26 protein-coding genes are annotated in these 25,456 nt (G+C 54.8%); 12 read left to right on the forward strand and 14 right to left on the reverse strand.

Translation table 11 applies throughout. The annotated features are described in order from the left end of the window. Nucleotides 1–92 precede the first annotated feature (92 nt). The 8 genes from NY406_RS09445 to NY406_RS09480 form a co-directional block, all read right to left on the reverse strand. Nucleotides 93–539: a CBS domain-containing protein gene (locus NY406_RS09445; protein WP_260533931.1), complete on the reverse strand. Its 447-nt coding sequence runs from the start codon at nt 537–539 to the stop codon at nt 93–95. A gap of 185 nt (nt 540–724) precedes the next feature. Further along, a complete protein-coding gene (locus tag NY406_RS09450) occupies nt 725–1,372 on the reverse strand; it encodes a hydroxyacylglutathione hydrolase family protein (RefSeq protein ID WP_260533932.1) in 648 nt (215 codons plus the stop codon). Between the two features lie 11 nt (nt 1,373–1,383). Next, nucleotides 1,384–1,692 (reverse strand): hypothetical protein, encoded by a 309-nt coding sequence (locus tag NY406_RS09455; protein WP_260533933.1) that lies wholly within the window; start codon nt 1,690–1,692, stop codon nt 1,384–1,386. 19 nt (nt 1,693–1,711) lie between these two features. Continuing rightward, nucleotides 1,712–4,945, reverse strand: coding sequence for an efflux RND transporter permease subunit (locus NY406_RS09460; protein WP_260533934.1), 3,234 nt, complete (start codon nt 4,943–4,945; stop codon nt 1,712–1,714). Beyond that, nucleotides 4,942–5,367 carry a hypothetical protein gene (locus NY406_RS09465; protein ID WP_260533935.1) on the reverse strand — a complete coding sequence of 142 codons (426 nt, stop codon included), beginning with the start codon at nt 5,365–5,367 and terminating at the stop codon, nt 4,942–4,944. Before NY406_RS09465 ends, NY406_RS09460 begins: the two co-directional genes overlap by 4 nt. 43 nt (nt 5,368–5,410) lie before the next feature. Next, nucleotides 5,411–6,763, reverse strand: a complete 1,353-nt coding sequence (locus NY406_RS09470; RefSeq protein ID WP_260533936.1) for a TolC family protein — start codon at nt 6,761–6,763, stop codon at nt 5,411–5,413. Continuing rightward, nucleotides 6,764–7,012 (reverse strand): metal-sensitive transcriptional regulator, encoded by a 249-nt coding sequence (locus NY406_RS09475; protein ID WP_260533937.1) that lies wholly within the window; start codon nt 7,010–7,012, stop codon nt 6,764–6,766. A gap of 145 nt (nt 7,013–7,157) precedes the next feature. Further along, nucleotides 7,158–7,781: a DUF1997 domain-containing protein gene (locus tag NY406_RS09480; protein ID WP_260533938.1), complete on the reverse strand. Its 624-nt coding sequence runs from the start codon at nt 7,779–7,781 to the stop codon at nt 7,158–7,160. Between the two features lie 725 nt (nt 7,782–8,506). Here NY406_RS09480 and NY406_RS09485 point away from each other — a divergent pair. From NY406_RS09485 to NY406_RS09530, 10 genes are all read left to right on the forward strand, one after another. Further along, nucleotides 8,507–8,734: a chlorosome envelope protein B gene (locus NY406_RS09485; protein WP_260533939.1), complete on the forward strand. Its 228-nt coding sequence runs from the start codon at nt 8,507–8,509 to the stop codon at nt 8,732–8,734. An 82-nt stretch (nt 8,735–8,816) separates the two neighbouring features. Then, nucleotides 8,817–9,833 (forward strand): aminoglycoside phosphotransferase family protein, encoded by a 1,017-nt coding sequence (locus tag NY406_RS09490; protein WP_260533940.1) that lies wholly within the window; start codon nt 8,817–8,819, stop codon nt 9,831–9,833. Then, nucleotides 9,830–10,759: an NDP-sugar synthase gene (locus tag NY406_RS09495; protein ID WP_260533941.1), complete on the forward strand. Its 930-nt coding sequence runs from the start codon at nt 9,830–9,832 to the stop codon at nt 10,757–10,759. The genes NY406_RS09490 and NY406_RS09495 overlap by 4 nt, the downstream gene beginning before the upstream one ends. A 27-nt stretch (nt 10,760–10,786) precedes the next feature. After that, the gene (locus NY406_RS09500; RefSeq protein ID WP_260533942.1) at nt 10,787–11,953 is read left to right on the forward strand and encodes a DUF1343 domain-containing protein; all 1,167 of its coding nucleotides are present in this window, start codon (nt 10,787–10,789) and stop codon (nt 11,951–11,953) included. Nucleotides 11,954–12,010: 57 nt separating this feature from the next. Then, entirely contained in the window at nt 12,011–13,420 is a 1,410-nt protein-coding gene (locus NY406_RS09505; RefSeq protein WP_260533943.1) for a sodium:solute symporter, read from the forward strand. Nucleotides 13,421–13,544: 124 nt separating this feature from the next. After that, complete coding sequence (locus NY406_RS09510; RefSeq protein ID WP_260533944.1) at nt 13,545–13,922, forward strand: response regulator; 378 nt, start codon at nt 13,545–13,547, stop codon at nt 13,920–13,922. A gap of 73 nt (nt 13,923–13,995) precedes the next feature. Next, nucleotides 13,996–16,068, forward strand: a complete 2,073-nt coding sequence (locus NY406_RS09515) for a PAS domain-containing protein (protein WP_260533945.1) — start codon at nt 13,996–13,998, stop codon at nt 16,066–16,068. Next, a complete protein-coding gene (locus NY406_RS09520) occupies nt 16,065–16,427 on the forward strand; it encodes a response regulator (RefSeq protein WP_260533946.1) in 363 nt (120 codons plus the stop codon). The genes NY406_RS09515 and NY406_RS09520 overlap by 4 nt, the downstream gene beginning before the upstream one ends. Before the next feature lie 93 nt (nt 16,428–16,520). Next, nucleotides 16,521–16,769 carry a bacteriochlorophyll c-binding family protein gene (locus NY406_RS09525; protein WP_260533947.1) on the forward strand — a complete coding sequence of 83 codons (249 nt, stop codon included), beginning with the start codon at nt 16,521–16,523 and terminating at the stop codon, nt 16,767–16,769. Between the two features lie 210 nt (nt 16,770–16,979). After that, on the forward strand, nt 16,980–17,321 hold the full coding sequence (locus tag NY406_RS09530) for a hypothetical protein (RefSeq protein ID WP_260533948.1): 342 nt from the start codon (nt 16,980–16,982) through the stop codon (nt 17,319–17,321). An 85-nt stretch (nt 17,322–17,406) separates the two neighbouring features. Here NY406_RS09530 and NY406_RS09535 read toward each other — a convergent pair whose 3' ends face one another. Beyond that, entirely contained in the window at nt 17,407–18,108 is a 702-nt protein-coding gene (locus tag NY406_RS09535; protein ID WP_260533949.1) for an SDR family oxidoreductase, read from the reverse strand. Nucleotides 18,109–18,342: 234 nt separating this feature from the next. Here NY406_RS09535 and NY406_RS09540 point away from each other — a divergent pair, with 234 nt between their 5' ends. Then, nucleotides 18,343–19,662 carry a pentapeptide repeat-containing protein gene (locus NY406_RS09540; protein ID WP_260533950.1) on the forward strand — a complete coding sequence of 440 codons (1,320 nt, stop codon included), beginning with the start codon at nt 18,343–18,345 and terminating at the stop codon, nt 19,660–19,662. 38 nt (nt 19,663–19,700) lie between these two features. Beyond that, a complete protein-coding gene (locus NY406_RS09545) occupies nt 19,701–19,934 on the forward strand; it encodes a hypothetical protein (protein WP_260533951.1) in 234 nt (77 codons plus the stop codon). Between the two features lie 46 nt (nt 19,935–19,980). Here the strand turns inward: NY406_RS09545 and NY406_RS09550 are convergent, their stop codons facing one another. From NY406_RS09550 to NY406_RS09570, 5 genes are all read right to left on the reverse strand, one after another. Continuing rightward, complete coding sequence (locus NY406_RS09550) at nt 19,981–20,259, reverse strand: hypothetical protein (protein ID WP_260633788.1); 279 nt, start codon at nt 20,257–20,259, stop codon at nt 19,981–19,983. A gap of 156 nt (nt 20,260–20,415) precedes the next feature. Continuing rightward, on the reverse strand, nt 20,416–21,600 hold the full coding sequence (locus NY406_RS09555) for a TRC40/GET3/ArsA family transport-energizing ATPase (protein ID WP_260533952.1): 1,185 nt from the start codon (nt 21,598–21,600) through the stop codon (nt 20,416–20,418). Between the two features lie 199 nt (nt 21,601–21,799). Next, nucleotides 21,800–22,309 (reverse strand): PAS domain-containing protein, encoded by a 510-nt coding sequence (locus NY406_RS09560; protein WP_260533953.1) that lies wholly within the window; start codon nt 22,307–22,309, stop codon nt 21,800–21,802. A gap of 261 nt (nt 22,310–22,570) precedes the next feature. Next, a complete protein-coding gene (locus tag NY406_RS09565) occupies nt 22,571–23,368 on the reverse strand; it encodes a DUF475 domain-containing protein (protein ID WP_260533954.1) in 798 nt (265 codons plus the stop codon). A 62-nt stretch (nt 23,369–23,430) separates the two neighbouring features. Then, complete coding sequence (locus tag NY406_RS09570; RefSeq protein ID WP_260533955.1) at nt 23,431–25,344, reverse strand: potassium transporter Kup; 1,914 nt, start codon at nt 25,342–25,344, stop codon at nt 23,431–23,433. Between the last annotated feature and the right edge of the window lie 112 nt (nt 25,345–25,456).

Below are 25,456 nucleotides of genomic sequence, written 5' to 3' on the forward strand. Positions count from 1 at the left end.
GTTGGAAAAAGGGCTATCCGCCTGCTGCGGCGCCCGTGCTTTCATGATGAAAACTGCCCCGGCTGAAATCCGGTCAACAGCGGGCTGTCCGCTTATAAGGCGATATGGTCGTCGTGTGCCGGAAGTTCCTCAACGGCGCGCAGGACGTCGGTCATGTTAAGCACACCGATGACCTTGTTGCCCTCCATGACGGTGAGTCGGCGGACATTGGTACGTTTCATGAGACGAAGCGCGTACTTGATCCTCATGCTCGGATTGATGCTGATGATCGGCTTGCTCATGATCTGGAAAACCGGCGTATTCCAGGGATCACGGTGCAGATCTTCTCCCGGATCGATCACTTTTTCAAGAATGTCCTTTTCGGTCACGATGCCATAGCAGTCATCCTCGTTGCGGGGCTCGACCACAAGACCACTCTCACCGGTCTTTTTCATGAGCTGCAACGCTTCGGCAACAGTCGAACTGCCCTTGATGGTATGATAATCCTTCTGCATAAGGGCAGAAACCGGCAAGGTCCTTAAGGTAATGAGCTGATCCATATCGATGTTCTCTCGTTTAAAAAAGGACAGGCTGTCCCGTTACTATTGCTTGAAAACTAATAGCTTAGAAGCTGTATCAGAATATTTGAACTGTAAGGAAGGCGTGCTACGGGGCAAAAACCCTAAGAAGCATAAACAAATAAGAAAAGCAAAGAAGAAACAAAAATCAAGCGAACGGAAAAAAATCAGCTGATTCCGTGTGCTTTTTTGTAGGCAGGCCAGTTATTTTTCAGGTCAATGAACGATTCCTCATCGGCCTGAAGCAAAAAGGGATTCGTAGTTTTTTCATGACCGATGGTTGAAACTGGCGCCGTGCCATAATCATGACCGGGAAATACATTCGTATCAGGCGGCAGCACCATCATTCGCTCTTGCAGCGAACGGTACTCCAACCGGGCGTCTGCCTCGCTCCAGGTGCCGCCGACCTTGCCCACAAAGAGCGTGTCGCCGGTAAAGAGCGCATTTCCGGCCAGAAGACAGATCGAGTCCGGCGTGTGACCGGGAGTGTGGATAATCAAGATGCTACCCTCGCCAAGCGGAAAACGCGCTCCGTGGGCGACCTCGATGCCGGAACGGGCGTCGCGGTCGCCGAAAAGCAGCACCCGGATACCGGTAAGGTGCTCGAACTCAGCATTGCCGTTGGTGTGGTCGGCGTGTCCGTGGGTGCAGAAGGCACGCACGAGCTGCCACCCCTTTCGGGCGGCGGCATCGACGAGCGATTTCGGCGAGTTCGAGGGATCGACCGCGAAGACCTCGCCCGTCGCCTCGTCCGCGCAGAGATAGCCGAAGTTGCGATCTCCGCCCGTCCTGATCTGCTCTACCTGGACCTTCATGGCCACGCTCCTCAGATCATTTTTTCGACATTCATCATGAACGCCTTTGACGGAAAAGCAGGGTCAGCCGCCAGAGGGGCCTCTTCGAAATCTTTCATGATCTTCTCCGCCTTCTCGTCGTCGAGAATCGCGAAGCAGAGCGATGAATAGACCGTGGGAATATCCTTGCCAGCGGGCCACCAGGCGACCGGTTCTCCGCCCGACTCGCATGAGCACCCCCTGATGGCGATGCTGCTGAAGAGGGTGACCTGGTGCGCCGTGAACATCTTGCGAATCAGCGGGCGGGTCTCTTCGTCCCCTATGATGGCGATCATTTTCATCAGATGTATCTGTTTGAGGTTATGCCGACTTCATGTTTTCGAGCCTCTTTTTCTCGCCCTTCTTTTCGCTCAGGTAGTAGACCAGTGGCACAACCACGAGCGTCAGAATGGTCGAGAGCACGCCGCCCCAGATGAGCGAGATGGCCAAGCCCTGAAAGATAGGATCGAAGAGCATCACAATCGAACCGATCACCACCGCGCCGGAAGTCAGAATGATCGGGCGGGTACGAACGGCCGCCGACTCGATGACCGCCTCTTTCAGAGCGATCCCATCCTCCCTGCGAATCTGGATGAAGTCAATCAGGAGCACGGAGTTCCTGACCATGATGCCGGAAAGAGCGATCATGCCGATCATGCTCGTGGCCGTGAAGAAAGCGTGGTGGATGAAGTGGCCGGGAATGATGCCCACCAGACTCAGCGGAATCGAGATCATCATGATAAGCGGCGTCTTGAACGACTGGAACCAGCCGATAATCAGCATGTAGATGATGACCAGCACCACCGCGAATGCCGTGCCGAGATCGCGGAACACCTCGTAGGTGATCTGCCACTCGCCATCCCACTTCACTGCGAGCTTATCCTCGGTCTTGGGCGGCGCGGTGTAGAGCGGGCTGACCTTGTAGCCACCGGGCACTTTGATTGCCTCGATCTTCTTGTCGAGTTCGAGCATCGCATAGACCGGGCTTTCGGTCACGCCAGCCACGTCGGCAGTCACGTAAACCACATCCTTCAAATCCTTGCGGAAGAGGCTCTTGTCCTGAATTTTCTCCTTGACGGTCACCAGCTCGGAGAGCGGAATCTGCATTCCCGGGCGAAGGCGCGTGGTCAGAGAGTTCATCCCCTGCGACTGCACGAAGATGTTGGACAAATCCTTCAGCGAAGTGCGGTCGGCCTTCGGCAGGCGAAGCTGGATCGTGACCGGTTCGAGTTCATCCGGCAGGTGCACGATGCCCACATCGACGCCGGCCAGCGACATGCGCAGGGTCTGGGCGATCTGCTCGGGAGTCACGCCACGGAAAGCGGCACGCTCCTTGTTGATAACCAGGTCGTAAACCTTCTGGTCGGCCTCGACCATCCAGTCAACGTCAACCACGCCCGGAGTCGAAGCGAACGCCTTCTTGACCTCCTTGGCCAGGGCGATTCGCGAGGCCTGGTCGGGACCGTAAATCTCGGCGACGATAGTCGAAAGCACCGGCGGGCCTGGCGGAATCTCGACGATCTTGGCGTTCGCGCCGTACTTTTCGGCGATCTCCTGCACGCCTGGGCGCACGCGCTTGGCGATGTCGTGGCTCTGCGCGCTGCGCTCGCTCTTGTGCACTAGGTTCACCTGGACGTCGGCCATGTTGTCGCCACGCCTCAGATAGTAGTGGCGCACCAGACCGTTGAAGTTGATCGGCGCGTTGACGCCAACATAGTACTGGCTGCTCTTGACCTCCGGCACGGTTTTCAGGTAACCGGAAATCTCCTTGGCCACCTGCGCGGTTTTTTCGAGCGCCGTGCCTTCGGGCATGTCGATGATGACCTGGAACTCGTTCTTGTTGTCGAACGGCAGCATCTTCATCTCCACCATCTTGAGCGGCACCATGGCGATAGCGCCCACCAGCATCAGACCCACCACGCCAAAAGCGAGCCAGGTCTTGAAAGTGCTGTCGATGAAGGGAGTCAGGATATTGTCGAACAGTTTGTAGTAACCGGTCTTTTTGATGTCGTACTCCTCGTGGTGCCCTTCGTCCGACTTCAGCAGGCGGAACGAGAGCCACGGCGTTGCGATCAGGGCGACCAAGAGCGAGAAGATCATCGCCATCGAAGCGCCGATCGGCATCGGACTCATGTAGGGGCCCATCAGGCCGGAGACGAAGACCATCGGCAGCACCGCCGCGATGACGGTGAAGGTGGCCAGAATGGTCGGGTTGCCGACTTCGCTGATGGCCGTGATCGCCGCCTGGAGGCGCGGCTGGCGCTTCATGGCAAAGTGGCGGTGAATGTTCTCGGCGATGATGATCGAGTCATCGACTACGATGCCGGTCACGAAGATGAGCGCGAAGAGCGTCACCCTGTTGAGCGTGTAGTGCAAGAGGAAGTAAACCAGCAGGGTAAGCGCGAAGGTGATCGGCACCGACATGAAAACCACAAGCGCGCCGCGCCAGCCGAGGAAAAAACCCACGACGACCGTCACGGCGACAACCGCCATGATGAGGTGCTCAAGCAGGGTAAATACCTTTTCGGATGCGGTCTCGCCATAGTTCCTCGTCTCGGTGACGGTTATGTCTGACGGAATGACCGATCCTTCCATGCCCTTGACCTTCTCCATGACCTTGTTAGCCAGCGCTGTCGCGTCGGTGCCCTGCTTCTTGGCGATCGCGAGGGTCACGGCGGGATAGTCTGCCTTGTCTTTTTCGCCGGAGGCTACGCCCCAGCCGAATGCGGTATAGTTGTTCACCTCTTCCGGGCCGTCGGTGATGGTGGCCACATCGTTCAGTGTCACGGGCGAAGCGCCGTAAATGCCAACCACGATGTTGCCCACATCCTCCTTGCTTTGCAGGAATTTGCCCGACTTGACGACGATATTTTCGTTCAGGTCCTTGAAATCACCCGAAGTCATCTGGCTGTTGGTGCTCTGGATCTGGCGGGCGATCTGCAGCGGCGTGATGTTGAAGTGCGCAAGCTTCTGCTTGTCGAGCTGCACCCTGATCTGACGCTTCAGGCCGCCCATGATCTCTATATCGCCGATATTCTCGGTCTGCTTGAGCTGGTCAGCCACGCTGACGGCGGTGCGGCGAAGCTCGTACGGACTCTTGTCCTTGCTCCAGAAGGTGAGGTTAAGCACCGGCACGTCGTCGATGGAGACCTTCTTGATGAGGGGCATCTGCACGCCGGGCGGCATCTTGTCCATGTACTTCATCAGGGTGGCCCAGAGCTTGACCATGCTCTCCTCGGCGCTGTCGCCAACCTTGTAGCGAACAGTGACGAGGGCGAAATCGGGCATCGAGGTCGAATAGACGTAATCGACTCCCTTGATTTCGGTCACGGCGCGCTCGATAGGCTTGGCCACGCGCTCCTGAACCTCGGCAGCGGTCGCGCCGGGATAGGGGATGTAAATATCGACCATCGGCACGACGATCTGCGGCTCCTCTTCGCGCGGAGTCATGAACGTCGCCATGATGCCGACCAGAAGAGAGGCCAGCATGAGTAGCGGCGTTATCTTCGAGTTGATAAACTGCTTTGCAAGCCTGCCGGCTATACCTTCATTCATTGGTGTTGAGCCTCCTTCGCTCTGTCTTGCGTGTGCGTGTCTGTTGTAATCCTTGTGCCCTCTCGCAGCTCTGCCGAGGGTAACTCGACAACGGCCTCGCCCTTTTCGAGGCCGCTGAGCACGATGATGTTTCCGCCCAGGAGATGGCCTGTGCTGATCCACCGCAGCGTAACGATGCTGTCCGGGCCAACAACGAAAACCTGATCGGTACCGGCTTTTTTCAATACCGACGAAGCCGGTATGAGCAGCATCTTCTGGCCGAATCTGTCAGCGGACTCTGTAACGGTCACGATCTTCGCGGCAACGGCAGGCGCTGTCGCGCTGGCGGATGGCGATGCGGACTGCTCTTTTTTATGGCCGCCACATGCGCCGAGCAGCGCAGGCAACATCAGGAAAAGCAGCGCGATGATTCGGGTGTTCATGCCTTTCATGGTTTTCAGTTTTGCTGTCACGACTGAAAAAAATTCAACGGGCGCTGTAATATTCCAGCTCGCTTTTGGCGATGCAGTAATCATACTTCGCCTGGTTGAGGCGCATCTTCGCCCAGGTCCATGCCTGTTCGCGCATCAGGAGCTCGAAGGTCATCGCCATACCGGTTCTGAACTGCTCGCCGATGAAGTCAAAACTGACCTTTGCTGCTTCGAGCGATTTCTGCGTCAAAGCGACACGCTCGCGGGAGGTGACCAGCGCACGGCGGGCCATGTCGATCTCCATCTCGCTCTGCTCCTTGGCCGCCTGGTAGTTGTACTGCGCCTCAAGCGCCTGGGCTTTGGCCTCCTGCACCTTGCCTTTGGTGGCCATGCCGTCGAAGATGTTCCACTGCACATTCAGGCCAACCGTCCAGCTCGACCCCTCGGTACCGAGAAAGCTGTTGTCGTGCCAGTTCTGCTGGGCGAAAGCGTTCACCCTCGGCAGGTACTGTGCACGAGCCATGTCGTGCTGATAACCGGCGACCTCCTGAAAAGCTTCGAGCGCCTTGAGATCGCTGCGCCCGTCGGAATTTGCCTTTGCAACCAAAGCTGGAAGCTTCACGTCGACTTTCAGGTCTCCGACCGGCTGAACGGTGTCGTCCGGGCCAAGAGCCAGCATCGTGCGAAGAGCATCCTGGGCGTTCTTTATGGCGTCCTGAATCTGGAGTTTCTGATCACGCAACTCGGCGAGACGCACCTCGGTGGAGAGCTTGTCGGACTTGGTCACCAGACCGGCGGCGTAACCGCGGGCGGCTTCGCTGCTGTAGCCTTGCATGATGCGGATCGACTGCTCGGTGGCATCGAGGTTCTTCTTGGCGAGAATGAGGCCATAAAAAGCTTTCTTGACATTCAGGTCAATATTCTCCACTGCGCGGTCGGTCATGAAGCCCTGCGCCTTTCTTGCGCTTTTGGCCATCTTGCCGCCTATGATGGCGTCGCGGTTGTAGATCGGCTGCTGCACCTGGAGGCTCGTGTGAAAATCAGTGATGGCCGACGGATGGTTGAGCTTGTCGAGCGCAAAGTCACCAAAATCGGGAGGATTAACATTAAAATTGTAGTAGGCGATCTCCTGCTGGAGCTTGCCCACCAGCACCGCACCGGGATCGTTGGAGTGCATGACTGTTTCGGAGAGCGTCACCTTCGGCAGGTAGGCCTGCTTGCTCTGCACGATGCGTGCATCGGCCTGGTCATTTTTGGCGCGCTGCGCCTTGAGCATGGTGTTCCGCTCGCGAGCCATCTTCAGCGCGTCGTCGAGCGAGAGCCTCATGGTGGCCGCATCGGCCTGCGAACAGGTGGCAAAACCCGCTACGAGCAGGGCGAAAAACGTTCTGGTTGCCTTCTTGGTCATCTATTGTTTCGATATGAGTTTGATAATCTTTTCCACGCTTTCTGAATCTTGCCGGTTCAAGCAGTTCTTCAGGTTCCGGTTCAGCACAAGGGAAAAGGTGTTGTCGAGCGCCGCCTTGGCCGCCTGGAACTGGGTCACCACCTTTTCGCACTCCTCTCCGGTTTCGATCATCCGCATCAATGCCTGCACCTGGCCATTCACCTTCTTGAGCCTGACGATCACATCGTCCATCCGGCACTCTTCGTTCATCGTCTGCCCCCTTCTCTTGCCTGTGCAGGAAAACCGTTTTAGCCTACCAATACCCCGTTAGGGTATTGAAAATAGAAAAAACAATTCCCTGTGCAACTAAAAGCATTCAGCCGTACAGGGAATTAGAGAAAACCGGCAGCAGGAGTCAGACCTTGCCGCCCGAAGCGTCCAGTTCTGCGGTGGTACAGCACAGGTCGGACTGTACCTGGCAGAGCATACTTTCGGTGGCCTGCTGCATGATCTTGGACATGACCGCCTCGGTCATGAATTTGAGTATGCCTTCCGGCATGAGGTTGAGCGGAAAGGAGAGTTCAAAATCGAGCGTGATGTCGGTTTCGAAATGAACCTCGGTACGCCGGTCTTCGAGATGGTAGAGACAAATCCTCGTGTTGGCCTGTCCTACAAAGGTGTTCTTCTCATTCAACGGCACATCGGGGACCTTCGGAGCGTTGACCCACTGGATACACCGACCTGAAACAGCAGAGTCGGGAAAGCGCTCTTCATCCGAAACCGGGCCTGCCGGAACCGTACGCGAGCCGTCGAGATGCTCCTCGTTCTGCGTCACAAAAAAGACCGCCGTTATGGGATTTTCACGCGGGTCATTAACCTGGAAAATCCACTGATAGACTCCGTGCTCTTTCAGGTAGGTGACACCGGTACAATATGGATTACACTTGAGAATCCTGACATGATCGGAGAAATAGACCACCGAATCGTTCAGGTGCGACTCGATGATCGCTTTCGCTCTGCTTCTTCCTACAACCTCCATGACAACAACACCGCTTGATCGTGAAATAAGTTTTGTAATTTTTTCAATGAACACTACCCCAAAACCAAGAGTTCCCCCTCTCTTTTCATGACCCGCATAGCCAGACGGCACTCAACGAGCATACCGTCACGGGCAAATGCCTGTTGGAATGAGGTTTTTTTTGTTTATTTTGAACGCTTGAAAAACGCTTGCCTACTCAGCCAGCCCCTTGCAATGAATAAAGCATCAACCATGACTGATACTTTCAACTATACAACGATTTTCGCTCCACTCGGTTTCTTCATCGGCGGAATTTTCCTCGTGCTTCTTCTCAACAAATTCATCGGCAAATCGCAGAATAAAAAAACAAGCTGAACGTATCCTGTTGCAACACGCCTGCAAATATTATAACAAAGAAACTTTGCGGCCGCAGCAAGGCGTGATTTGATGCAATCATATCAAACCCACCTGCACGACAGACCGTAACCACCGCTCCTGAAATCTGTCAGAAGCGAACGCACCAGTATTTCCGGGTTGCAACCACATCGAACTGGCATTCCCATACGTCCCCCCGACTGTCGGCAGTACCCCTAAAAACAGAAGCGATTATCAACACTTTTTTTTACATCGCCGTCCTTGCGCAACTGCTTAAAATATATTAGCTTTGTTTCATTATCACGAAAGCCTGCCATCGTGCGGAGAATTTCTCTTATGCGCTTTCTAACAACTCAAAACATATACGCATCATGTCAAACGGAACAAACATCGATGTCGCGGGTGCAATCAACACCCTTACCGAAACTTTCGGTAAGCTCTTCCAGATGCAGATTGACGTGGCCAACACCGCGCTGAAGGCATTGGCTGACGTTGCTGAGCCTCTCGGCAAGACCGCTACCGATCTGGTCGGCAGCTTCGCTGGTGCAGCCACCCAGGTTCTCCAGAGCGTTTCTTCTGCTATCGCGCCGAAGAAATAAGGTACACCACCTGACTTCAAGCACCTTATACACTTGTGTAAGGTGCTTTTTTTTTAGGCTTCGCATCCACCCATCACGCCACATGGAACTCCCGGAATCGATCCGCCTTCTCTTTCCGCCCGAAGAACGGGCGCTGCTCGACATCAGCACCATCAAGGGCGACGCCTCGAACCGGCAGTACTTCAGGGTCACCGGTCCAGGCGACACGTCGGTCGTCTGTGCCGATCCGGCATTCCGCGCAATCGCGACTAAAGACTATCCGTTTCTGATTGTCCGCGGCCTGTTCGCCCGGCATGGAGTCCGAGTGCCAAAACTGCTCGGCATGGCACACGAAGCCGGACTGCTGCGCCTCGAAGATTGCGGCGACCTGATGCTGCAAGACGAAGTACCGCTACTCGAACGCGACCGGCTTTCGGAACGTTACCGCCAGATCATCGATTTGCTCGTGCGGATTCAGTCGATCCGACCGGATGAAAAAACGCCGGAATCGGCGATTCCCTTTTCACTGAGTTTCGACCACGAAAAGCTGATGTTCGAGTTCGACTTCTTCATCGAACACGCCCTGAAAGGCTATTTCAGCGGCAAGCTCGATGATCGCGCCATCGCGGAACTGCGCAATGAGTTCGTCGCCATCACCGGGCTGCTGGTGCTGCCGGAGCACTTCGTACTGAACCACCGGGACTTCCACAGCCGCAACATCATGCTCTTCTGCGATGAACCGGTCATCATCGACTTCCAGGACGCCCGGCTCGGCCTGCCGCAATACGACGCCGTGTCGCTCCTGCGCGACTCCTATGTCCGGCTCGATCCGGGCATGGTCAACGAGCTGAAACGCTACCATTTCAACCAGCTCATCCGACTCGGGCTGACATCGATGGACGAAGCGGAGTATCTCCGCCTGTTCGACCTGATGGCTTTCCAGCGCAACGTCAAGGCGGTCGGGACCTTCTGCTACCAGACCACTGTGGTTGGTAACCACGCGTTTGAGCCAAGCATCGCGGCAACTCTCAGCTACCTGAGGGAGTACATCGACGTCCAACCCGAACTCGCCGCCGCCGGGGCACTACTCGGACCGATCATTCCCGGAATTTCGCGATGAACGCCTTCGTCCTTGCCGCAGGTTTTGGCACCCGCCTGCAACCACTGACCGACACGATGCCCAAACCGCTCGTTCCGGTGCTGAACGTGCCAAGCCTCTGCTACTCGCTTTTCCTGCTCAAAGAGGCGGGGATACGGAAGGCAATCATCAACATCCACCACCACCCGGAAAGCCTTCAGCGCTTTTTCGACCGGCATGATTTCGGCAGCCTCGAAATCGTGCTTTCGGAGGAGCGTGAAATTCTCGGCACGGGCGGCGGTCTGAAGAAGTGCGAATCGCTGCTCGACAACGGTGATTTCTTGCTCATCAACAGCGATATCATCAGCGACATTGACCTGTCGGCGCTCATCGAGACGCACAAGCGCTCCGGCTGCGGCGGGACACTCGCCTTGCATGAAACCGCGCTGGCGGCAGAGATCGGCCACGTCGGCGTGCGCGACGGGCGGGTGCTCGACTTCCGCAACCAGCGCGGCACCAGCCTCTCGTCATCGTTTATCTACACCGGAACGGCGGTCTTCAGCCCGAAGATTTTCCGCCACCTGAAAGCGGAGTTTTCCGGCATCGTCGAAACCGGCTTCTACGGGCTGGTGGAGAACGAAGGTCTCGCCTCTTTCGAGCATCACGGATTGTGGCAGGACATCGGCACCCTGCCGAATTTTTACCGCGCAAACCTCGACGATAATTTGCGTATTCTTCAGCTTGCGGAGCGCATGCAGCGGGAGATCGGCTTTTTTCCGCACATGATTTCGGATGATGCGTCGATCAACCCCGATGCCCACGTCGAAAATTCGGTGGCCGGCGCAAACTGCGCGATAGCCGCCGGAGCCGTCGTGGAGCACTCGGTACTCCTGCCCGGCACCATCATCGAACGTGGCGAGACGCTTCGAAACGCAATCGCCGCACCAGGCATCCGCATTCCATTGTAAACTCCCGACAGCGCAAACAGCAACGGCATGGTCATCAACGGTCTCGACATACTGCTCCGGAATCCAGAAGTGCTGAAAAACCGGCGCGTCGGCCTGATCGCCAACCAGACCTCGGTGTCGATGCAGCTCGACTATTCGTGGACGCTGCTTCGCCGCGCGGGTGTAGAGCTGACGAGAATCTTCTCGCCGGAGCACGGCCTGTTCGCCGTCGAGCAGGATCAGGTCGCCGTTGGCCACCAGCCCGATACCGGCTGCCAAATCGTGAGCCTCTATGGCGACAGCGAGCAGTCGCTCGCCCCGGCGCGGGAGCTGCTCGAAGGACTCGACATCGTGCTTTTCGACATTCAGGATGTCGGCTCGCGCTACTACACCTACGTCAACACGCTCGCGCTCTTCATGGAGGCCGCAGAAGGGCTCGACATCGAGATCATGGTGCTCGACCGCCCGAACCCGCTTGGCGGTGCCACGCTCGAGGGGCCGCAGCTCGACCCGGCGTTCCACTCCTTCGTCGGCGTCATGCCGGTTCCGGTGCGCCACGGCCTGACCGCCGGGGAAATCGCCCACTTCTACCGCGATTACAAAAAGCTCGACCTCAATCTGAGCGTCGTCACGATGCAGAACTGGCAACGCGAGATGCTCTTCCCCGAGACCGGCCTGCCGTGGGTGCCGCCCTCGCCCAACATGCCGACATTCCAGGTCGCCGAGGTCTATCCCGGCATGTGCCTCTTCGAGGGGCTGAACGTTTCGGAGGGGCGCGGCACGACAACGCCGTTCCTGCTCTCCGGCGCATCGTTTGTCGATCCGGAAGAGCTTGCTGCGCGGCTTGCTTCGATACCACTGGAGGGCGTCGTGTTCCGTCCAACCTGGTTCCGCCCGACCTTCCACAAATATGGCAACGAAGCGATTGGCGGCATCTACCTGCACGTAACCGACCACGCCCGCTTCCGCCCCTTCGCCACGGCGGTCGCCATGACCTGCGCCTTGCGGGAGCTCTATCCCGACCAGCTCAGGTTCCTCGACGGCGTGTACGAGTTCCGGGACGACATTCCGGCCTTCGACCTGCTTGCCGGAAGCGGCGCGATCCGCTCGATGATCCTCGGTGGCGCTCCGGCGGAAACCGTCATCGCTTCGTGGGAGAAAGACGAGGCGGAGTTCGCGGCGATCAAGCCAAATTTCCATCTGTACGACGTCTGAGCAGGTGACTCTCGCCCGCCGCGCCGTTTCATGACAACAGCAAAAGCACCCGACCCGATGCAACCTCTCGATTACACCATCATCATCCTCTTCCTGGCGGGCAACATGCTGCTCGGACTCTGGCAGGGGCGGAGCAACAAAGAGACCAGCGACTACTTCCTCGGCGGCCACAAGCTGCCATGGTTCATGGTGATGCTTTCCATTGTGGCCACCGAGACCTCGGTGCTGACCTTCGTGAGCGTTCCGGGCCTGGCCTACAGGGGCGACTGGAGCTTCCTCCAGCTCGCGTTCGGCTACATCGTCGGGCGGATTCTGGTCAGCTTCATCCTGCTGCCCGCCTATTTCAAACATGGCGTCACCTCAATCTATGAGGTGATCGGCATGAGGTTCGGCCACGGCATCCAGAAAACCGCCTCGGTGATTTTTCTGATAACGAGGATTCTGGGCGACGGTATCCGCTTCCTGGCGACCGGCGTTGTGGTGCAGGCGGTCACCGGCTGGCCGCTCTCACTCTCGGTGCTGGTCATCGGCATTGTCACCCTCGTTTACACCATTTCGGGCGGGCTGAAAACCGTGGTGTGGCTCGACAGCATCCAGTTCGTGCTCTATCTCGGCGGTGGCGTTATCACCATCGCCTTCATCCTCGCCCGCCTCGACGCGCCGCTGCCCGACCTGCTCTCGCCGCTCCTCGCCGCCGGAAAGCTGAAGATCATCGACACCGACCCGCACATCTTCACCAACCCGCTCTCGTTTGTCAGCGCCTTTTCCGGCGGTATCCTTCTTTCGCTCTGCTCGCACGGCGTCGATTACCTGATGGTGCAGCGCGTGCTCGGCTGCGACGGCCTCGGCTCAGCCCGCAAGGCCATGATCGCCAGCGGCGTGTTCGTACTCTTCCAGTTTGCGCTGTTCCTCTTGGCCGGTTCGCTGATCTATGTATTTTTCAATGGTGCACCGCTCGTCAAAGATCGCGAATTCACCAGTTTCATCGTCAGAACACTGCCCGCCGGTCTCAAGGGGCTGCTGCTAGCTGGAATTCTTTCCGCCGCCATGTCAACTTTGGCCTCATCGATCAATTCACTGGCCGCTTCGACCGTGACCGACCTCATGAAAGGAAAGGCGTCGCTCAGCGCATCACGCCTCATCAGCGTCGCCTGGGCCGCGGTGCTGATCGGCATCGCCCTAGTGTTCAACGAAAACGACAAGGCGATCGTCATGCTTGGCCTCGAGATCGCCTCCTTCACCTACGGCGGACTACTCGGGCTGTTCCTGCTCTCGAAAAGTAACCGCAATTTCCGTTCAACGAGCCTCATCGCCGGACTGCTGGCCAGTATGGCAGTGGTGTTCCTGCTCAAGCTCCTCGGCCTGGCATGGACATGGTATATTGCCGTTTCTGTAACGGTCAACATCCTGACGACAGCCGGAGTCGAAGCATTGCTTCCCGGCAGGGAGTCTTTTGCCCGGAAATAACCATTTTTGCTAACAAACCTTTATCTTGTATAAGGGCAATATGTGAGATAACGGCCTCGTCTACCGCCCATGTCGCGATGTACCAGAGTAGGGTTTCTGAATAGCATCGAAAACACTACGAACTATGAAAACCAATGATCCCATCCTGGTCATCGAGGATGAGGAAGATATCCGGCAGATGATCTGCAACATTCTCGAAGAGGACGGTTATGCTACCGTTCAGGCATCCAATGGTAACGAAGGCTTGCAGCTTCTCCGAAAAACGCCCGAGATCCGCATTGTCATCACCGACCTTCTGATGCCTGAAAAAGAGGGTATCGCCATGATCAGCGAACTCAGGGAAGATTTCCCCTGGATCAAGGTTGTCGCTATCTCCGGTGGCGGAATCCTCATTCCGGAAAACTATCTCAACCGGGCCAAAGCCGTTGGAGCCGACACCACACTATGCAAACCGTTTGAAAGCGGCGAGCTCTTGAGCATCATAGACGAACTGAACCGATAAGCCCGATCGGTGTTTTTTGCCATATCAAAAACCTATCCGCCAGCGAACTGCACCAAGTCACAAACTTTCAGTAATGGACAGTCACAAAACGGATTTGCCGGCAGGCGCTGAAAACAGAATGCACGAGGGAAGCGTCGAGGCGCTTGAGAAAAAAATCGCCATGCTCGAAAGCAGAGCCTCAATTGCCGAACAGAAGGCTGAGGCGCTGAAAACAGCCCTTGAATCAGCCCGGGCAGGATACTGGGAGTGGAATATCGAAAACGGGACGATTCTTATCGACCGGCAATGGGCTGGCATTAGCGGTTACAACTCCGCCGAGTTTGATATGCTGACGATGGAACAGTGGCGTGAGCTGTGCCACCCGGCCGATCTTGACGTGGTCACGAAATCGATCGAGGAGCTTCTGGATGGCAGCATGGAGTACCTTGAACTCGAACTGCGGGTCCGCCATAAGAATGGCGAATGGATCCGGGTGCTCGACTGCGGCAAGATCACCGGGCGCAGCCAGAACGGTAAACCGTCATGCCTGACCGGTTCACGGCAGGCGCTGACGAGCCTGCACGATAAAGCCGAATCACCGATAAAAAATGCGCCGGAGAAACTGCACGCGCTTATCGACAATATCCCTGGAGCGATTTATCACATTGATGTCTCAGGGCAAGCCACCGTTCGTTTCCAGCCACCGGCTTTTCTGAAAACCCTTGTTTCAGAGCATGCCGGAACGGCCCGGCTGAACACCCTTTCGATGATTCACCATGATGACCGGCATATGTTGAGCAACGCCTACAGCAAGCTCAGGGAAACCAAACATTCCCTTACTCTGGTCTACCGTATAGTCGCCCCGGAGGGAAAACTGCACTGGATCGAAGACCATATGAGCTCATCATTCTCGGATGATGGACTTTTTTCAGGAATCGACGGGATCCTGTGCGAAGTCACCGACCGGATCGCCAGACTCGAAAAAATATGCAAGCTCGAATCGCAATTGAGCAAATCGCAGAGACTCGAAACCATCGGGACCCTTGCCGGCGGCATCGCACATGACTTCAACAACATCCTCACGCCGATTCTCGGTTACGCCGAAATGGGGCTTTCCGGTGTCAATGAAGATGACCCGATGCATGAATATTTCGCTGAAATCATGCAGGCTGCAGAACGTGCGCAAAAGCTTGTCTCACAAATTCTGACCTTCAGCAAGGCAGAAGAGGGCAAGGCCGCGCCTGTAAGCATTCAGGAGGTCATTGACGAAGTGATCCGGCTTATGCGGCCATCGCTGCCATCGACCGTTTCCATTGAAGAGGATATTGACAGTTCATGCCACAAGGTTATTGCAGACCCAACCCAGATGCACCAGGTCGTCGTCAATCTCTGCACCAATGCCCTGCATGCGATGGAACAGACCGGCGGAGTCCTGAAGATCGTGCTCAGGGAAGTCAGCACCGGAAACGGGAGGCCGCCGATAGTGCCGGAACTGCCTGATGGCAACTATGCAGAACTGATCATTTCAGATACAGGAACCGGCATGGATGACAGAGCCATAGAACGTATTTTTGAACCATTTTTCACGACAAAATCGGTCGAAAAAGGCTCTGGACTCGGCCTGTCGGTCGTCCACGGCATCGTGACCGGCACCAACGGGCATATCAGCGTCGAAAGCGCGCAAGGCAAGGGCTCGGCGTTCCATGTCTGGCTGCCGGTTATCAAGAGTAACACCCCCGACAGATCGAAACAAAACCCCCTTTTGGCAAAATATGCTGCCAGCGTTCTCTTTATCGACGATGAACCAGCTACGGTTAATCTAGTAACGATCATGATGACCAAGCTCGGCTATAATATCAGGGCTGAAAACTCTCCGGTTGAGGCACTGAAACTCTTCAGAGAACAACCAGACCTGTTTGACCTGGTAATCACTGACCTGACCATGCCTGAAATGACCGGCATACAGCTGACCAGCGAAATCCACAAAATCGTACCCTCGATTCCGGTGATTCTGATGACGGGATACGGGAAAATGATTGACCACGATATGCCGCTGAAACACTACGGCATAAACCGCCTGTTAAAAAAACCGCTCAAGCTCGCTCACTTGGCGCTGGCTGTCAAAGAAGTACTCTCATCAACAACCAATCTCCTTACAGAAATATGAAAATTCTTGTCATCGACGACGATCCTTCCGTCAGAAAATTCATAACCACAACGCTGAAAAAGGAAAACTATGCGGTTACCGAAGCGGAAAACGGCGCCGAAGGATTGATCAAACTTCAGCAGGAGAGAGACATCTCTATTATTATCACCGATCTGATCATGCCTGAAAAAGAGGGCATCGAAACGATCATGGAGGTGCGCAAGATCAATCCCGCCGTGAAAATTCTGGCCATTTCGGGTGGCGGAAAAGCCAGCCCCGAAAATTTCCTGCTGCTTGCCGATGCAGTTGGGGCCAATGCCACGCTCAAAAAGCCGTTTGGCGGCCAGGAACTGCTCATGTGCCTGCGCATGTTGGTCTGACCGGCACAAAGCCTAAGAATCTTTGTTGCTCCGCTCTATTATTTTTTTAACTTGAGTTAAGCTATGACTATTCACTAACAAGAATTTTTCACCATGAACAACCCAAGCGGAGCATTCGTCCAGGGAGCTGAAGCCTATGGCAGGTTTCTCGAGGTATTTATCGATGGCCACTGGTGGGTAGTCGGTGACGCCCTTGAAAATATCGGCAAAACCACCAAGAGACTCGGTGCAAATGCCTACCCTCATCTTTACGGTGGAAGCGCGGGGCTAAAGGGTTCATCTCCGAAATATTCCGGTTATGCCACACCGAGCAAAGAGGTGAAAAGCAGATTTGAGAAGTAAACATCGCTGATGTTGCAGAAAAGGGCTTTAAAGCCCTTTTTTGTTTTCCGATCGTCCTTCGTTTGAAGGGTTATCGGCGAATGAGTACATTTTTACAGAGCAATATCCGTGCTGTTGATTTTTGAGGTATTGACCATTTGCAGACAGCGCGCGGGGACGAAATTCGATCACTCAAAGACTCAATTCAATATCAAAAAAGGAGAAACCATTATGGCAGACGAGGGAAAAATCGACACTATGAAGTCATTCGACTTCGCCGTCAAAAGCATAACTGAGGCCGGAGTCAACCAGCTCAATCTGATTTCAAACACCCTCCAGTCCGCAGTGCCTGCAGTCACCAATGCTGCGCAGAGCCTTACTGACGCTGTTTCGGTATCGGTTAAGACGGTGAGCGAGGCTGCCGGAACCTTGACCGGCGCGCTGGGTGAGCTTGGTGGTGCCGTGGCCAACCTGGCTGGAGCTGTGGCAAATGCAGCCGTTTCGGTCGCCCAGTCGGGAGTGAGCACCGTCACGAACGCTATCGGATCGGTTCTTCCGGCAAAGAAGATCTGAACCGCTCATCAGAGATTGCCAACCACCTGCAGCACTGGAATCCTGGCAAAGTCGGGATTCCGGTATGCAGTCTGTCCCGCTCCTCCTATTCAGCGAGCTTGTCAAAATAGCTGGTAAGCGACTCCTGCGGCTCCGGAGCCTCGATAATCACCTCGAAGGTTTTGTTTGCCGCCTTTTCAACCCACAGTGACAGCACGGCCAGCTCGGCCACATCTGACCGGTTCATCCAGCCATTCCACAAGTGATCGCCCTGCTCGACATGCAGCCGGTGCTGGAGCGGCTCGCCATCCCTGAGACCACCGGGGCGGATAACCGTGTATGAACGCCCTTCAGAACCGAAGATTTTCCGAAGATGCTCCTCGGCAGCAAGCTTCATGCTGAGCACGCCGCCAAACAGGTTGAGCGGATGAAACCATTTGGTCACCGCGATTGAGCTGACCATTGCGAAATGCTTCACGCCAGCTTTGGCCGCCTCGTCGATCAGCCTGATCGCGCCATCGCGGTCAACCTCGGACGGCGAGGCTTCGCCGCTCATCGCCGACGAGCCAAGCGCAGAGATGACCGCGTCACAACCGCTGAGCGCCCGGCGGATTGCCTCGGCATCCTGGATTTTCCCAGTCGCAACCTCGACGCCCTCTCCGAACAGACTTCTCGCTTTCTCCTCAGATCTGACAAAAACCCTGACCGGCACGCCATAATGCAGCAGGCGTTTGACGACCCAACTGCCGGTTTTGCCCGTAGCTCCGGCTACAAGCACTTTTTTTCCGTATTCCGATTTATGAGCCATGATGCATCCTGATTATCGAGTTTCCTTTCAAACTGGTATTCACAAAACAAAACCATTTCTGCAGGCACTCTGTTTCCAGCATTTTTTTATAAAAAAGAGGCCGCCAGTATGGGAAAGAGCCTGATGGACTCTCTCTTTTTCATTAAGTTTCGAAATAAGCTGCTGCTTGCAACGGAAAACGAACAGCACGCCCGTCAAATCAGCATTCTTCCAGACACCATACAACATCGCACCATGAAAACCCACAGCCTGGCCGTTCCGGCAATCATTCTTGTGATCACGCTCTCGACCCCATCAATTGCCCAAGCCTATAACCGCGATCAGCTGAAGTTGCTCCAGAAAAGCGTCGCTGAATGGAATGCCATGCGAAATCAACAGCCGGAGCTTGCTATCGACCTCTCCAAAGCCAATCTCGAGGATGCGAAGCTAAACGGCGCGAATCTGTCAAAGGCAAATCTTTCCAAAGCAGACCTCAGCGGAGCATCGCTCGACCAGGCAAATCTCGAAGGCGCCAACCTCTCGATGACTTATCTGAAAAAAGCCAACATGAAAGCCGTCAATGCCGCCCACGCCTGGCTTGCTGACGCGAACCTGAACGGCGCTTTCATGAAAGATGCATCTCTGAAAGCGGCCAATCTTGCGGGAGCCAACCTGAGATGGGCGAAGATGAGTGGTGCCGATCTGGAACAGGCAAGCCTCAAAGATGCGGTACTGTTCGAAGCGGATATGGAAGGCGCAAACCTCAAGGGCACCCAGTTCACCAAAGCACGATTCCTCGGAAACGCCATACTGAAAGATGCCGTCCTGTCAAACAATAGCGTACTGCCCTCGGGCGAGCCGGTCACTCGCGGCTGGGCGATGACCCGCGATGCCCGTTTCGCCAAAGAGGAACCTGCCGCACCACTGGAGTTCGTGCCACCGGTCGTGGCCGCGCCGGTGATCATTCCGGAGAACATGCCAGCAGGAGGCGTTCAAGCCATTCCGGCACAGCCCGTGCCTGATGTAAGGGATGTCGAGGAGTGGAATACGATGCGGAAGAATAATCCTGAAACGAAAATCGAAATGACCGAGGAAAAACTTGGTCACGCCGAACTCGGTGGCGTCGATCTGAGAAACGCCACTCTTTACAAATCAGATCTCGAACGGGCCAACCTTGACAAGGCCAATCTGGCGGGAGCGAACCTGGCTGGAGTCAACTTCCAGAGAGCTGACATGAAAGAGGCGAACCTGAAAGGTGCGAATCTTGAAGGTGCAAACCTCGACAGGGCGTTCCTGAAGGGTGCTGACCTTTCAGGCGCCAACCTCAAGGGTGCCATACTGTATGGAGCGATGCTTTACGGGGCGAATCTGGATGGAGCAATACTGACCAATGCCTCGTTGTTCGACGCCAATCTGGAAAAAGCTTCCCTGAAAGGGGCTGACCTGACCGGTGCGACCTTGATCGGAGTGAACCTGACCAATGCGCTCATCTCTCCGACCACGACAATGCCTTCAGGCAAAAAGGCGACACGAGGCTGGGCAACGCTCAACAACGCTGTTTTCATCGATAAATAACTGAGGCCGTAACGCTAAACAGGAAAGGCTTCAATTATATGGCTAACATTCTTGTCACAAGCTACTACAGCCGTTGGGATCTGGCTGAGCACAAAGGAAGAATCGCACTGTACGATTCAAGCAACCAGCTCATTGAAAACCACCTGTTCACAAACCCGTCCGAGTTCCAGGTTGTAGCAAGCATGCTCCGGCATGAAAAACCACTCTGGTTCGATACTGAGGCCAAACACCTCCGTACCGGATCAGAGCCGGTTGGCGAATGGGAAAATTAAGTGCAGGCAAAAAGTGTGTCCCTCATGACAAGAAACGCTTTTTTGATCAGTTGGGAAAGCGCTTCCTGTGAAAAAGCTGCTGCAAGGGATGGGCTTTGCTGATATTGGGGTCGTTGACCGGCAGAAGATGCTTTTTACCCGTACGGGTGACCACCTCGATTGTACCGTCGCCGTTAACGGAAGTCACTTTCCAGAACTTGTCAACCACATAATGATAATGCTCACCATGCTCAAGGGCGTAGACCTGCCTAGCTCTCGGCCCTGGCGACACGGAGCTTTTTGGCTTGTGATAAATGATTGAGTCACCGACCCTGAATTGCGACATTCCCCCTCCTTCCCGTTGATTTAACGGCATATAGCCCTGCATATAAAAAGCTTGTTACCGTTGATTGTATAAAAAAAATCAAAAAAACTCTACACTTTTTTTCATCCTTTAGAGTCAGAAGCCTTTTTGCCTATCTGCACCTCTCCGGCAGCCGACTCACGAAAGCTCTTCTGAAAAACCGATAATAAGCCGGTCGTCCTCCCGTCGTGCCCCGGTGGTTCTGAGCGTCGCCAGCGCCTGAGGCAGTACCATGTTCCGCCGGTGATTGCCGATCCTGATATTCAGCTCATCACCGCTTTTGCTCAACTGAACTGATTCATCAGGAAGGCCCGGAAGCAGTAGTTCAAGATCGTATCCGCCTTCCGACTGTTTGATCTGATAGGGATTCCGCCGGAAATAAACCTGTGAAGGGTCCTCGTCTCCGTAGAGCATCTCTTTGAGTTTTTCGAGGGTGGCCATACCGCATATTTCCCTTGAATAGAGAGGCACCTCCCTGACAGGCAGCGGGCTAAAACTGTCGATAATCTCCTGCCTGTAGAGCTTCTGGTTCTCCTTCCAGTACTGGAAATAGGGATCGGTCACCTCATCGGGAATGATCCGGTTGGCAACAACCATGTCGATGGCGATGTTGTAGAGGCTGAGATAGGCCTGCGCCCGCAACGACTCCTTGATGACCATCTTTTCAGGATTGGTAACCAGACGCACTGACGTAACACTGTTGTCGGTCAGAATCCTGCCAAGCGCTTCAATCTGCTCGTAAAACTCGTAGGGCAGATCCATCATCTCTTTGTCGGGCAGCGAAAAACCGGCGAGCGGCTTGAAAATCGGCTCCACCAGCGGTCTCAGGTACACAGCCACCTTTTCGAGCGGCTTGTACAACCGCCGCATATACCAGCCACCCACCTCGGGAATGCTCAGGAGACGCAATGCTGTGCCGGTAGGAGCCGAATCGATGATCAGCACATCGAAATTGCCCTCCTTGTGATGACGAAACACCCTGACCAGCCCGAAAATCTCATCCATGCCGGGCAGGATTGAGAGCTCTTCGGCCTGCACACCGTCCAGGCCACGAGCCTGGAGCACCTCGGTCATGTAGCGCTTGACGCTACCCCAATTCTGTTCGAGCTCTTCGAGCACATCAAGTTCAGCGCCCCAGAGGTTCTCGCAAATCTTGCGAGGCTCATGGCCAAGCGGCACATCGAAACTGTCGGCAAGCGAATGCGCCGGGTCGGTGCTCAGAACCAGGGTTCTGTAACCCAGCTCGGCACAACGCAGACCAGTAGCCGCAGCCGTAGAGGTTTTGCCAACGCCACCTTTACCTGTCATGAGAATCAAACGCATACAAGCTCCTTTTTTTCTTAACCAACCACAGCTGAGAAAAAATAGTTTGCTCTTGCCTGCCATGCCCTCGATTCGGGGGCAGAGAAATACCTCCCCATGAAATAGCATGCAAAAAAAGCCTCTCTGCCATAAGGGCAAAAGAGGCCTGTTGCTTGCTGGCGGCATTCAGCATATGAAACGCCGGCTTTGCCCGACGCTATCAGAAAAGCGGGTTATCCGTTTTGCGCAGAATAATCGTGTATTCGTTCTGATCAGTCATGGGCTTTCTTTTGACCGAAAGGCTCCACTCGACATTCAGCCAGGAACCATCTCCGGTCTTGAATCTCGAGTAGAACATGAGCACCGCCTCATGAGGCTTCTGGCGATCAAGCGCCGTCTTGAAATGCAGGTAGTCGTCCGGATGAAGAATTTCCGAAAGCGCCACACCTGCAAGCGAACCGGGCGCAAAATCCAGGAATTTCTCAATCGAGCTACTCAAGTCGACGATCTTCTCTTCGTCGTCAAGCACGGCATAGGCTTCAATGGCCGGCTTGAGCCGCTCTTCAAAGCGGCCAATGTGCATCCGCACCTGGCGGAGCAGATTATCAATATCCATCCTGTAACGGGAAAGCGCTAATGCGTCGCTGATCGGACTGGTCTGTTCTCCTACAGCATGGCCGGTAAGAATCCAATCGATATCGGCACCATCCTTTTCAAGGCGTTCCAGCATCTTTTTTCCCGGAAGGCACTTGCCTTTGAGATATGGAGTCATCTGCGCTGGATATTTGATACCTACTGCTCGGCAGAAAGCGTTGACTGAACCATGCTTTTTAAGGATATAATTTCTGAGACGATGATTGAATCCACTGTGTGTAGTCGTCATGGCAGTCAATACTGTTGATAATTTGTGTGTACTCAACGAAAAACAGTCACGACGCAGTCCTGGCAACTGCCATCGGAAATTGTTGTTTCGTGCAGCAGAAAAAGCATCTCATTCGGCACCTTCCTTTGCCGGCATATTGAACAGGGTGCTGGTAACCAAAGGCGCCAGAAAAATGGTCACAGTGAAGACCGACATCACAATATCGGCCTGGTGTCCTTCGAGATAACCAAGAATCACCAACCCCGGCCAGAGATGTTCAAAAAAGGAGAAGGTTAGCCTCAAGCCAAGAACAGCAAGAACGATATAGGCACAACTCTCCAGAAATGGGTACTCTTCCATCAATCGTATAAAGCCATACGCAACGAAACGCATGACAAGAATACCGATGAAAACGCCGGTACAAACCAGAATGAGATTGCCCGTGAAGGCTACTGCCGCAAAGACATTGTCGATCGAAAAAGCGATATCCATCATCTCGACAAACACCACTGTAGCCCAGAACGGCCCGATTCGGCCAGCAACGAATCGATAGAGGCGACTGTTGCGCTTTTCGGTATTCATTGCACCTGCATCCTTTGCGCCCCGGCTGTCCCACCAGTTCCAAACAAGATAGAGCAGGTAAAGCCCGCCAAAAGGCTTGAGCCACCAGGCACTGACCAGAAAAGCAGCAAAAACCAAGAAAAGGCCCCGAAACAGATAAGCACCTAAAATGCCATACCTTAAAGCTGCTGGACGCTGTTTCTGGGGTAAATCAAGAACCATGGTCGCAAGTACTGCCGCGTTGTCCACCGACAAGAGACCTTCGATGACGATGAGGTTGAAAATAACAAGCAGTGATGCCGCCGGATGGTCAACAATGTGCTCTGGACAAGTTCTTGCATTGAGATACTGAAAGCGCTTTCCCATTTCTATACGCCAATGTACATAATGCTATATAGAAAACAAATAAAACCGGGAAAAATGCAGTATCAAATTTGCACTTGTACACCTATCTCGATCACCTGTCCCGAAGGAAGATCGTAGTAATCCGTGGCGCTCAGCGCGTTGCGAGCCATGAGCGCGAACAGCTTTTTTCGCCATTTGCTCATTCTCGATTTCATCCCCGTCACGATCTTTTCGCGATTGATGAAGAAGCTGATCGCCTCGGGCCTGAAATGCATCCCCTGCTGGTTTGCAAGAGCGAGCACCTGCCTGATGTTGGGATACTCCATGAAGCCATACCGGGCGATAATCTTGTACATGCCGTAGCTGAGCTGGACAACCTCCACTTTTTTGCTGTTCGGCACGCGAGGCACGCGCTCGGTGGAGAAATGCAACAGGCCTACCTCTGAATGCAGAATCTTGTTGTGGCGCATGTTGTGTAACAGGGCCATCGGCACCACGTCAGGGTTGGCTGTCAGATAGATTGCCTGCCCCTTGACCCTCTGCGGCTGCTGAATGGCAAGGCTTTCAACGAACTCGCCAATGGTGAGCGTTCGATTTGCGATCTGCGTTTGCAGCAGCTTGCGCCCGTTCTTCCAGGTCAGCATGAGGGTGAACAGCGCAAACCCGATAACCAGCGGGAACCAGGCACCGTGGAACAGTTTACTCATACTCGCCCCAAAAAACGACAGATCGATCAGCATGAACATGCCCATCAACAGATTGAGGCCAAGGCGGTTCCAGTTCCAGAGATCACGAGCGACATAGTAAAATAGCACGGCAGAAATCAGCATGGTCGCCGTCACGGCCACACCGTAAGCCGAGGCAAGTTTGCTCGAGGAGCCGAACCCGGCGACAAGGGCGATCGTCGAGAACATCAGCGCCCAGTTGGCCGCCGGAACGTAAATCTGGCCGATGTGGCTGGCCGATGTGTGCCGCACAGTGAGCCGCGGAATGTAACCGAGCTGGATGCCCTGCTGGGTCAGGGAAAAAACTCCGGTGATGAGCGCCTGAGAAGCAATGATGGTCGCAAGCGTCGCAAGGATAACCATGGGAATTACTCCCCATGACGGAACCAAGGCATAAAAAGGATTGTAAGACATGGAGGGCTGGGAAAGCAGCACCGCGCCTTGGCCGAAATAGTTCAACAACAAAGCTGGCAGCACCAGCAGGCTCCAGGTCAGCCGGATCGGCCGCCTTCCGAAATGGCCCATATCGGCATACAGCGCCTCGGCGCCAGTGACGGCAAGGAACACCGCGCCAAGCACCAGAAAGCCCTTGGCATGGTTATTTACGAGAAACTCGATGCCATACCAAGGCAAGACCGCTTTGAGAATGGCCGGATATTTGACGATCTCAACAAGACCGCACAGCCCTATAGAGGTGAACCAGAGAAGAATGACCGGACCGAAAAAGGCTCCCACTTTGGCAGTGCCGTTATGTTGAAAGAGAAACAGCCCGGCAAGAATGACGATGGTCACGGGAATCACCAGCGGGCTGAAGCTGGGCGCGATGATCTGAATGCCCTCGACGGCACTGAGCACCGAAATCGACGGAGTAATCATACCGTCCCCATAGAGCAGCGCCGCGCCAAACAGGCCGAGACTGACCAGCACCCACCGCTCGCTCTTGCTCTTCTTGCTTTGGGAAATAATCAGGGAGGTCAGCGCGAGAATGCCGCCCTCGCCTTCGTTATCCGCCTTCATAATGAAGGTCAGGTACTTCAGGGTAACAATCAGGAGCAGCGCCCAGATCAGCAGAGAAAGTACTCCGAGCACATTGGGAGTGGTCACAGGAATGCTGAATTCGCCATGAAAACACTCGCGGACAGCATAGAGAGGACTGGTGCCGATGTCGCCGAACACCACGCCAAGCGCCGCAAGCGACAACGTGGCAAGACGCTTGAAATCAAAATTATCGGAGGAGGAAGATAAATGGGATTCGTCTGAAGTCGTTGACATAGGGCAGGAAAAGTCTTGTTACCACAAAGGGTTCACACCGGAAAACCGGTTACGGCGAGATAAGCCCTTCGCAGATGGATCGTCGTTTCTGGCTGACAGTTTTAGGTGGTAA

The organism is Chlorobaculum sp. MV4-Y (genome assembly GCF_025244685.1).
GTDB lineage: Bacteria > Bacteroidota > Chlorobiia > Chlorobiales > Chlorobiaceae > Chlorobaculum.

Coding starts and splice junctions, on each gene's coding strand:
- NY406_RS09475 (WP_260533937.1), bottom strand. CDS start 7,012: ATGAACGAAGAGTGCCGGATGGACGATGTGATCGTCAGGCTCAAGAAG.
- NY406_RS09510 (WP_260533944.1), top strand. CDS start 13,545: ATGAAAACCAATGATCCCATCCTGGTCATCGAGGATGAGGAAGATATC.
- NY406_RS09465 (WP_260533935.1), bottom strand. CDS start 5,367: ATGAACACCCGAATCATCGCGCTGCTTTTCCTGATGTTGCCTGCGCTG.
- NY406_RS09460 (WP_260533934.1), bottom strand. CDS start 4,945: ATGAATGAAGGTATAGCCGGCAGGCTTGCAAAGCAGTTTATCAACTCG.
- NY406_RS09470 (WP_260533936.1), bottom strand. CDS start 6,763: ATGACCAAGAAGGCAACCAGAACGTTTTTCGCCCTGCTCGTAGCGGGT.
- NY406_RS09485 (WP_260533939.1), top strand. CDS start 8,507: ATGTCAAACGGAACAAACATCGATGTCGCGGGTGCAATCAACACCCTT.
- NY406_RS09515 (WP_260533945.1), top strand. CDS start 13,996: ATGGACAGTCACAAAACGGATTTGCCGGCAGGCGCTGAAAACAGAATG.
- NY406_RS09525 (WP_260533947.1), top strand. CDS start 16,521: ATGAACAACCCAAGCGGAGCATTCGTCCAGGGAGCTGAAGCCTATGGC.
- NY406_RS09450 (WP_260533932.1), bottom strand. CDS start 1,372: ATGAAGGTCCAGGTAGAGCAGATCAGGACGGGCGGAGATCGCAACTTC.
- NY406_RS09495 (WP_260533941.1), top strand. CDS start 9,830: ATGAACGCCTTCGTCCTTGCCGCAGGTTTTGGCACCCGCCTGCAACCA.
- NY406_RS09500 (WP_260533942.1), top strand. CDS start 10,787: ATGGTCATCAACGGTCTCGACATACTGCTCCGGAATCCAGAAGTGCTG.
- NY406_RS09535 (WP_260533949.1), bottom strand. CDS start 18,108: ATGGCTCATAAATCGGAATACGGAAAAAAAGTGCTTGTAGCCGGAGCT.
- NY406_RS09555 (WP_260533952.1), bottom strand. CDS start 21,600: ATGCGTTTGATTCTCATGACAGGTAAAGGTGGCGTTGGCAAAACCTCT.
- NY406_RS09570 (WP_260533955.1), bottom strand. CDS start 25,344: ATGTCAACGACTTCAGACGAATCCCATTTATCTTCCTCCTCCGATAAT.
- NY406_RS09490 (WP_260533940.1), top strand. CDS start 8,817: ATGGAACTCCCGGAATCGATCCGCCTTCTCTTTCCGCCCGAAGAACGG.
- NY406_RS09550 (WP_260633788.1), bottom strand. CDS start 20,259: ATGTCGCAATTCAGGGTCGGTGACTCAATCATTTATCACAAGCCAAAA.
- NY406_RS09565 (WP_260533954.1), bottom strand. CDS start 23,368: ATGGGAAAGCGCTTTCAGTATCTCAATGCAAGAACTTGTCCAGAGCAC.
- NY406_RS09560 (WP_260533953.1), bottom strand. CDS start 22,309: ATGCTGGAACGCCTTGAAAAGGATGGTGCCGATATCGATTGGATTCTT.
- NY406_RS09540 (WP_260533950.1), top strand. CDS start 18,343: ATGAAAACCCACAGCCTGGCCGTTCCGGCAATCATTCTTGTGATCACG.
- NY406_RS09480 (WP_260533938.1), bottom strand. CDS start 7,781: ATGGAGGTTGTAGGAAGAAGCAGAGCGAAAGCGATCATCGAGTCGCAC.
- NY406_RS09520 (WP_260533946.1), top strand. CDS start 16,065: ATGAAAATTCTTGTCATCGACGACGATCCTTCCGTCAGAAAATTCATA.
- NY406_RS09455 (WP_260533933.1), bottom strand. CDS start 1,692: ATGAAAATGATCGCCATCATAGGGGACGAAGAGACCCGCCCGCTGATT.
- NY406_RS09545 (WP_260533951.1), top strand. CDS start 19,701: ATGGCTAACATTCTTGTCACAAGCTACTACAGCCGTTGGGATCTGGCT.
- NY406_RS09530 (WP_260533948.1), top strand. CDS start 16,980: ATGGCAGACGAGGGAAAAATCGACACTATGAAGTCATTCGACTTCGCC.
- NY406_RS09445 (WP_260533931.1), bottom strand. CDS start 539: ATGGATCAGCTCATTACCTTAAGGACCTTGCCGGTTTCTGCCCTTATG.
- NY406_RS09505 (WP_260533943.1), top strand. CDS start 12,011: ATGCAACCTCTCGATTACACCATCATCATCCTCTTCCTGGCGGGCAAC.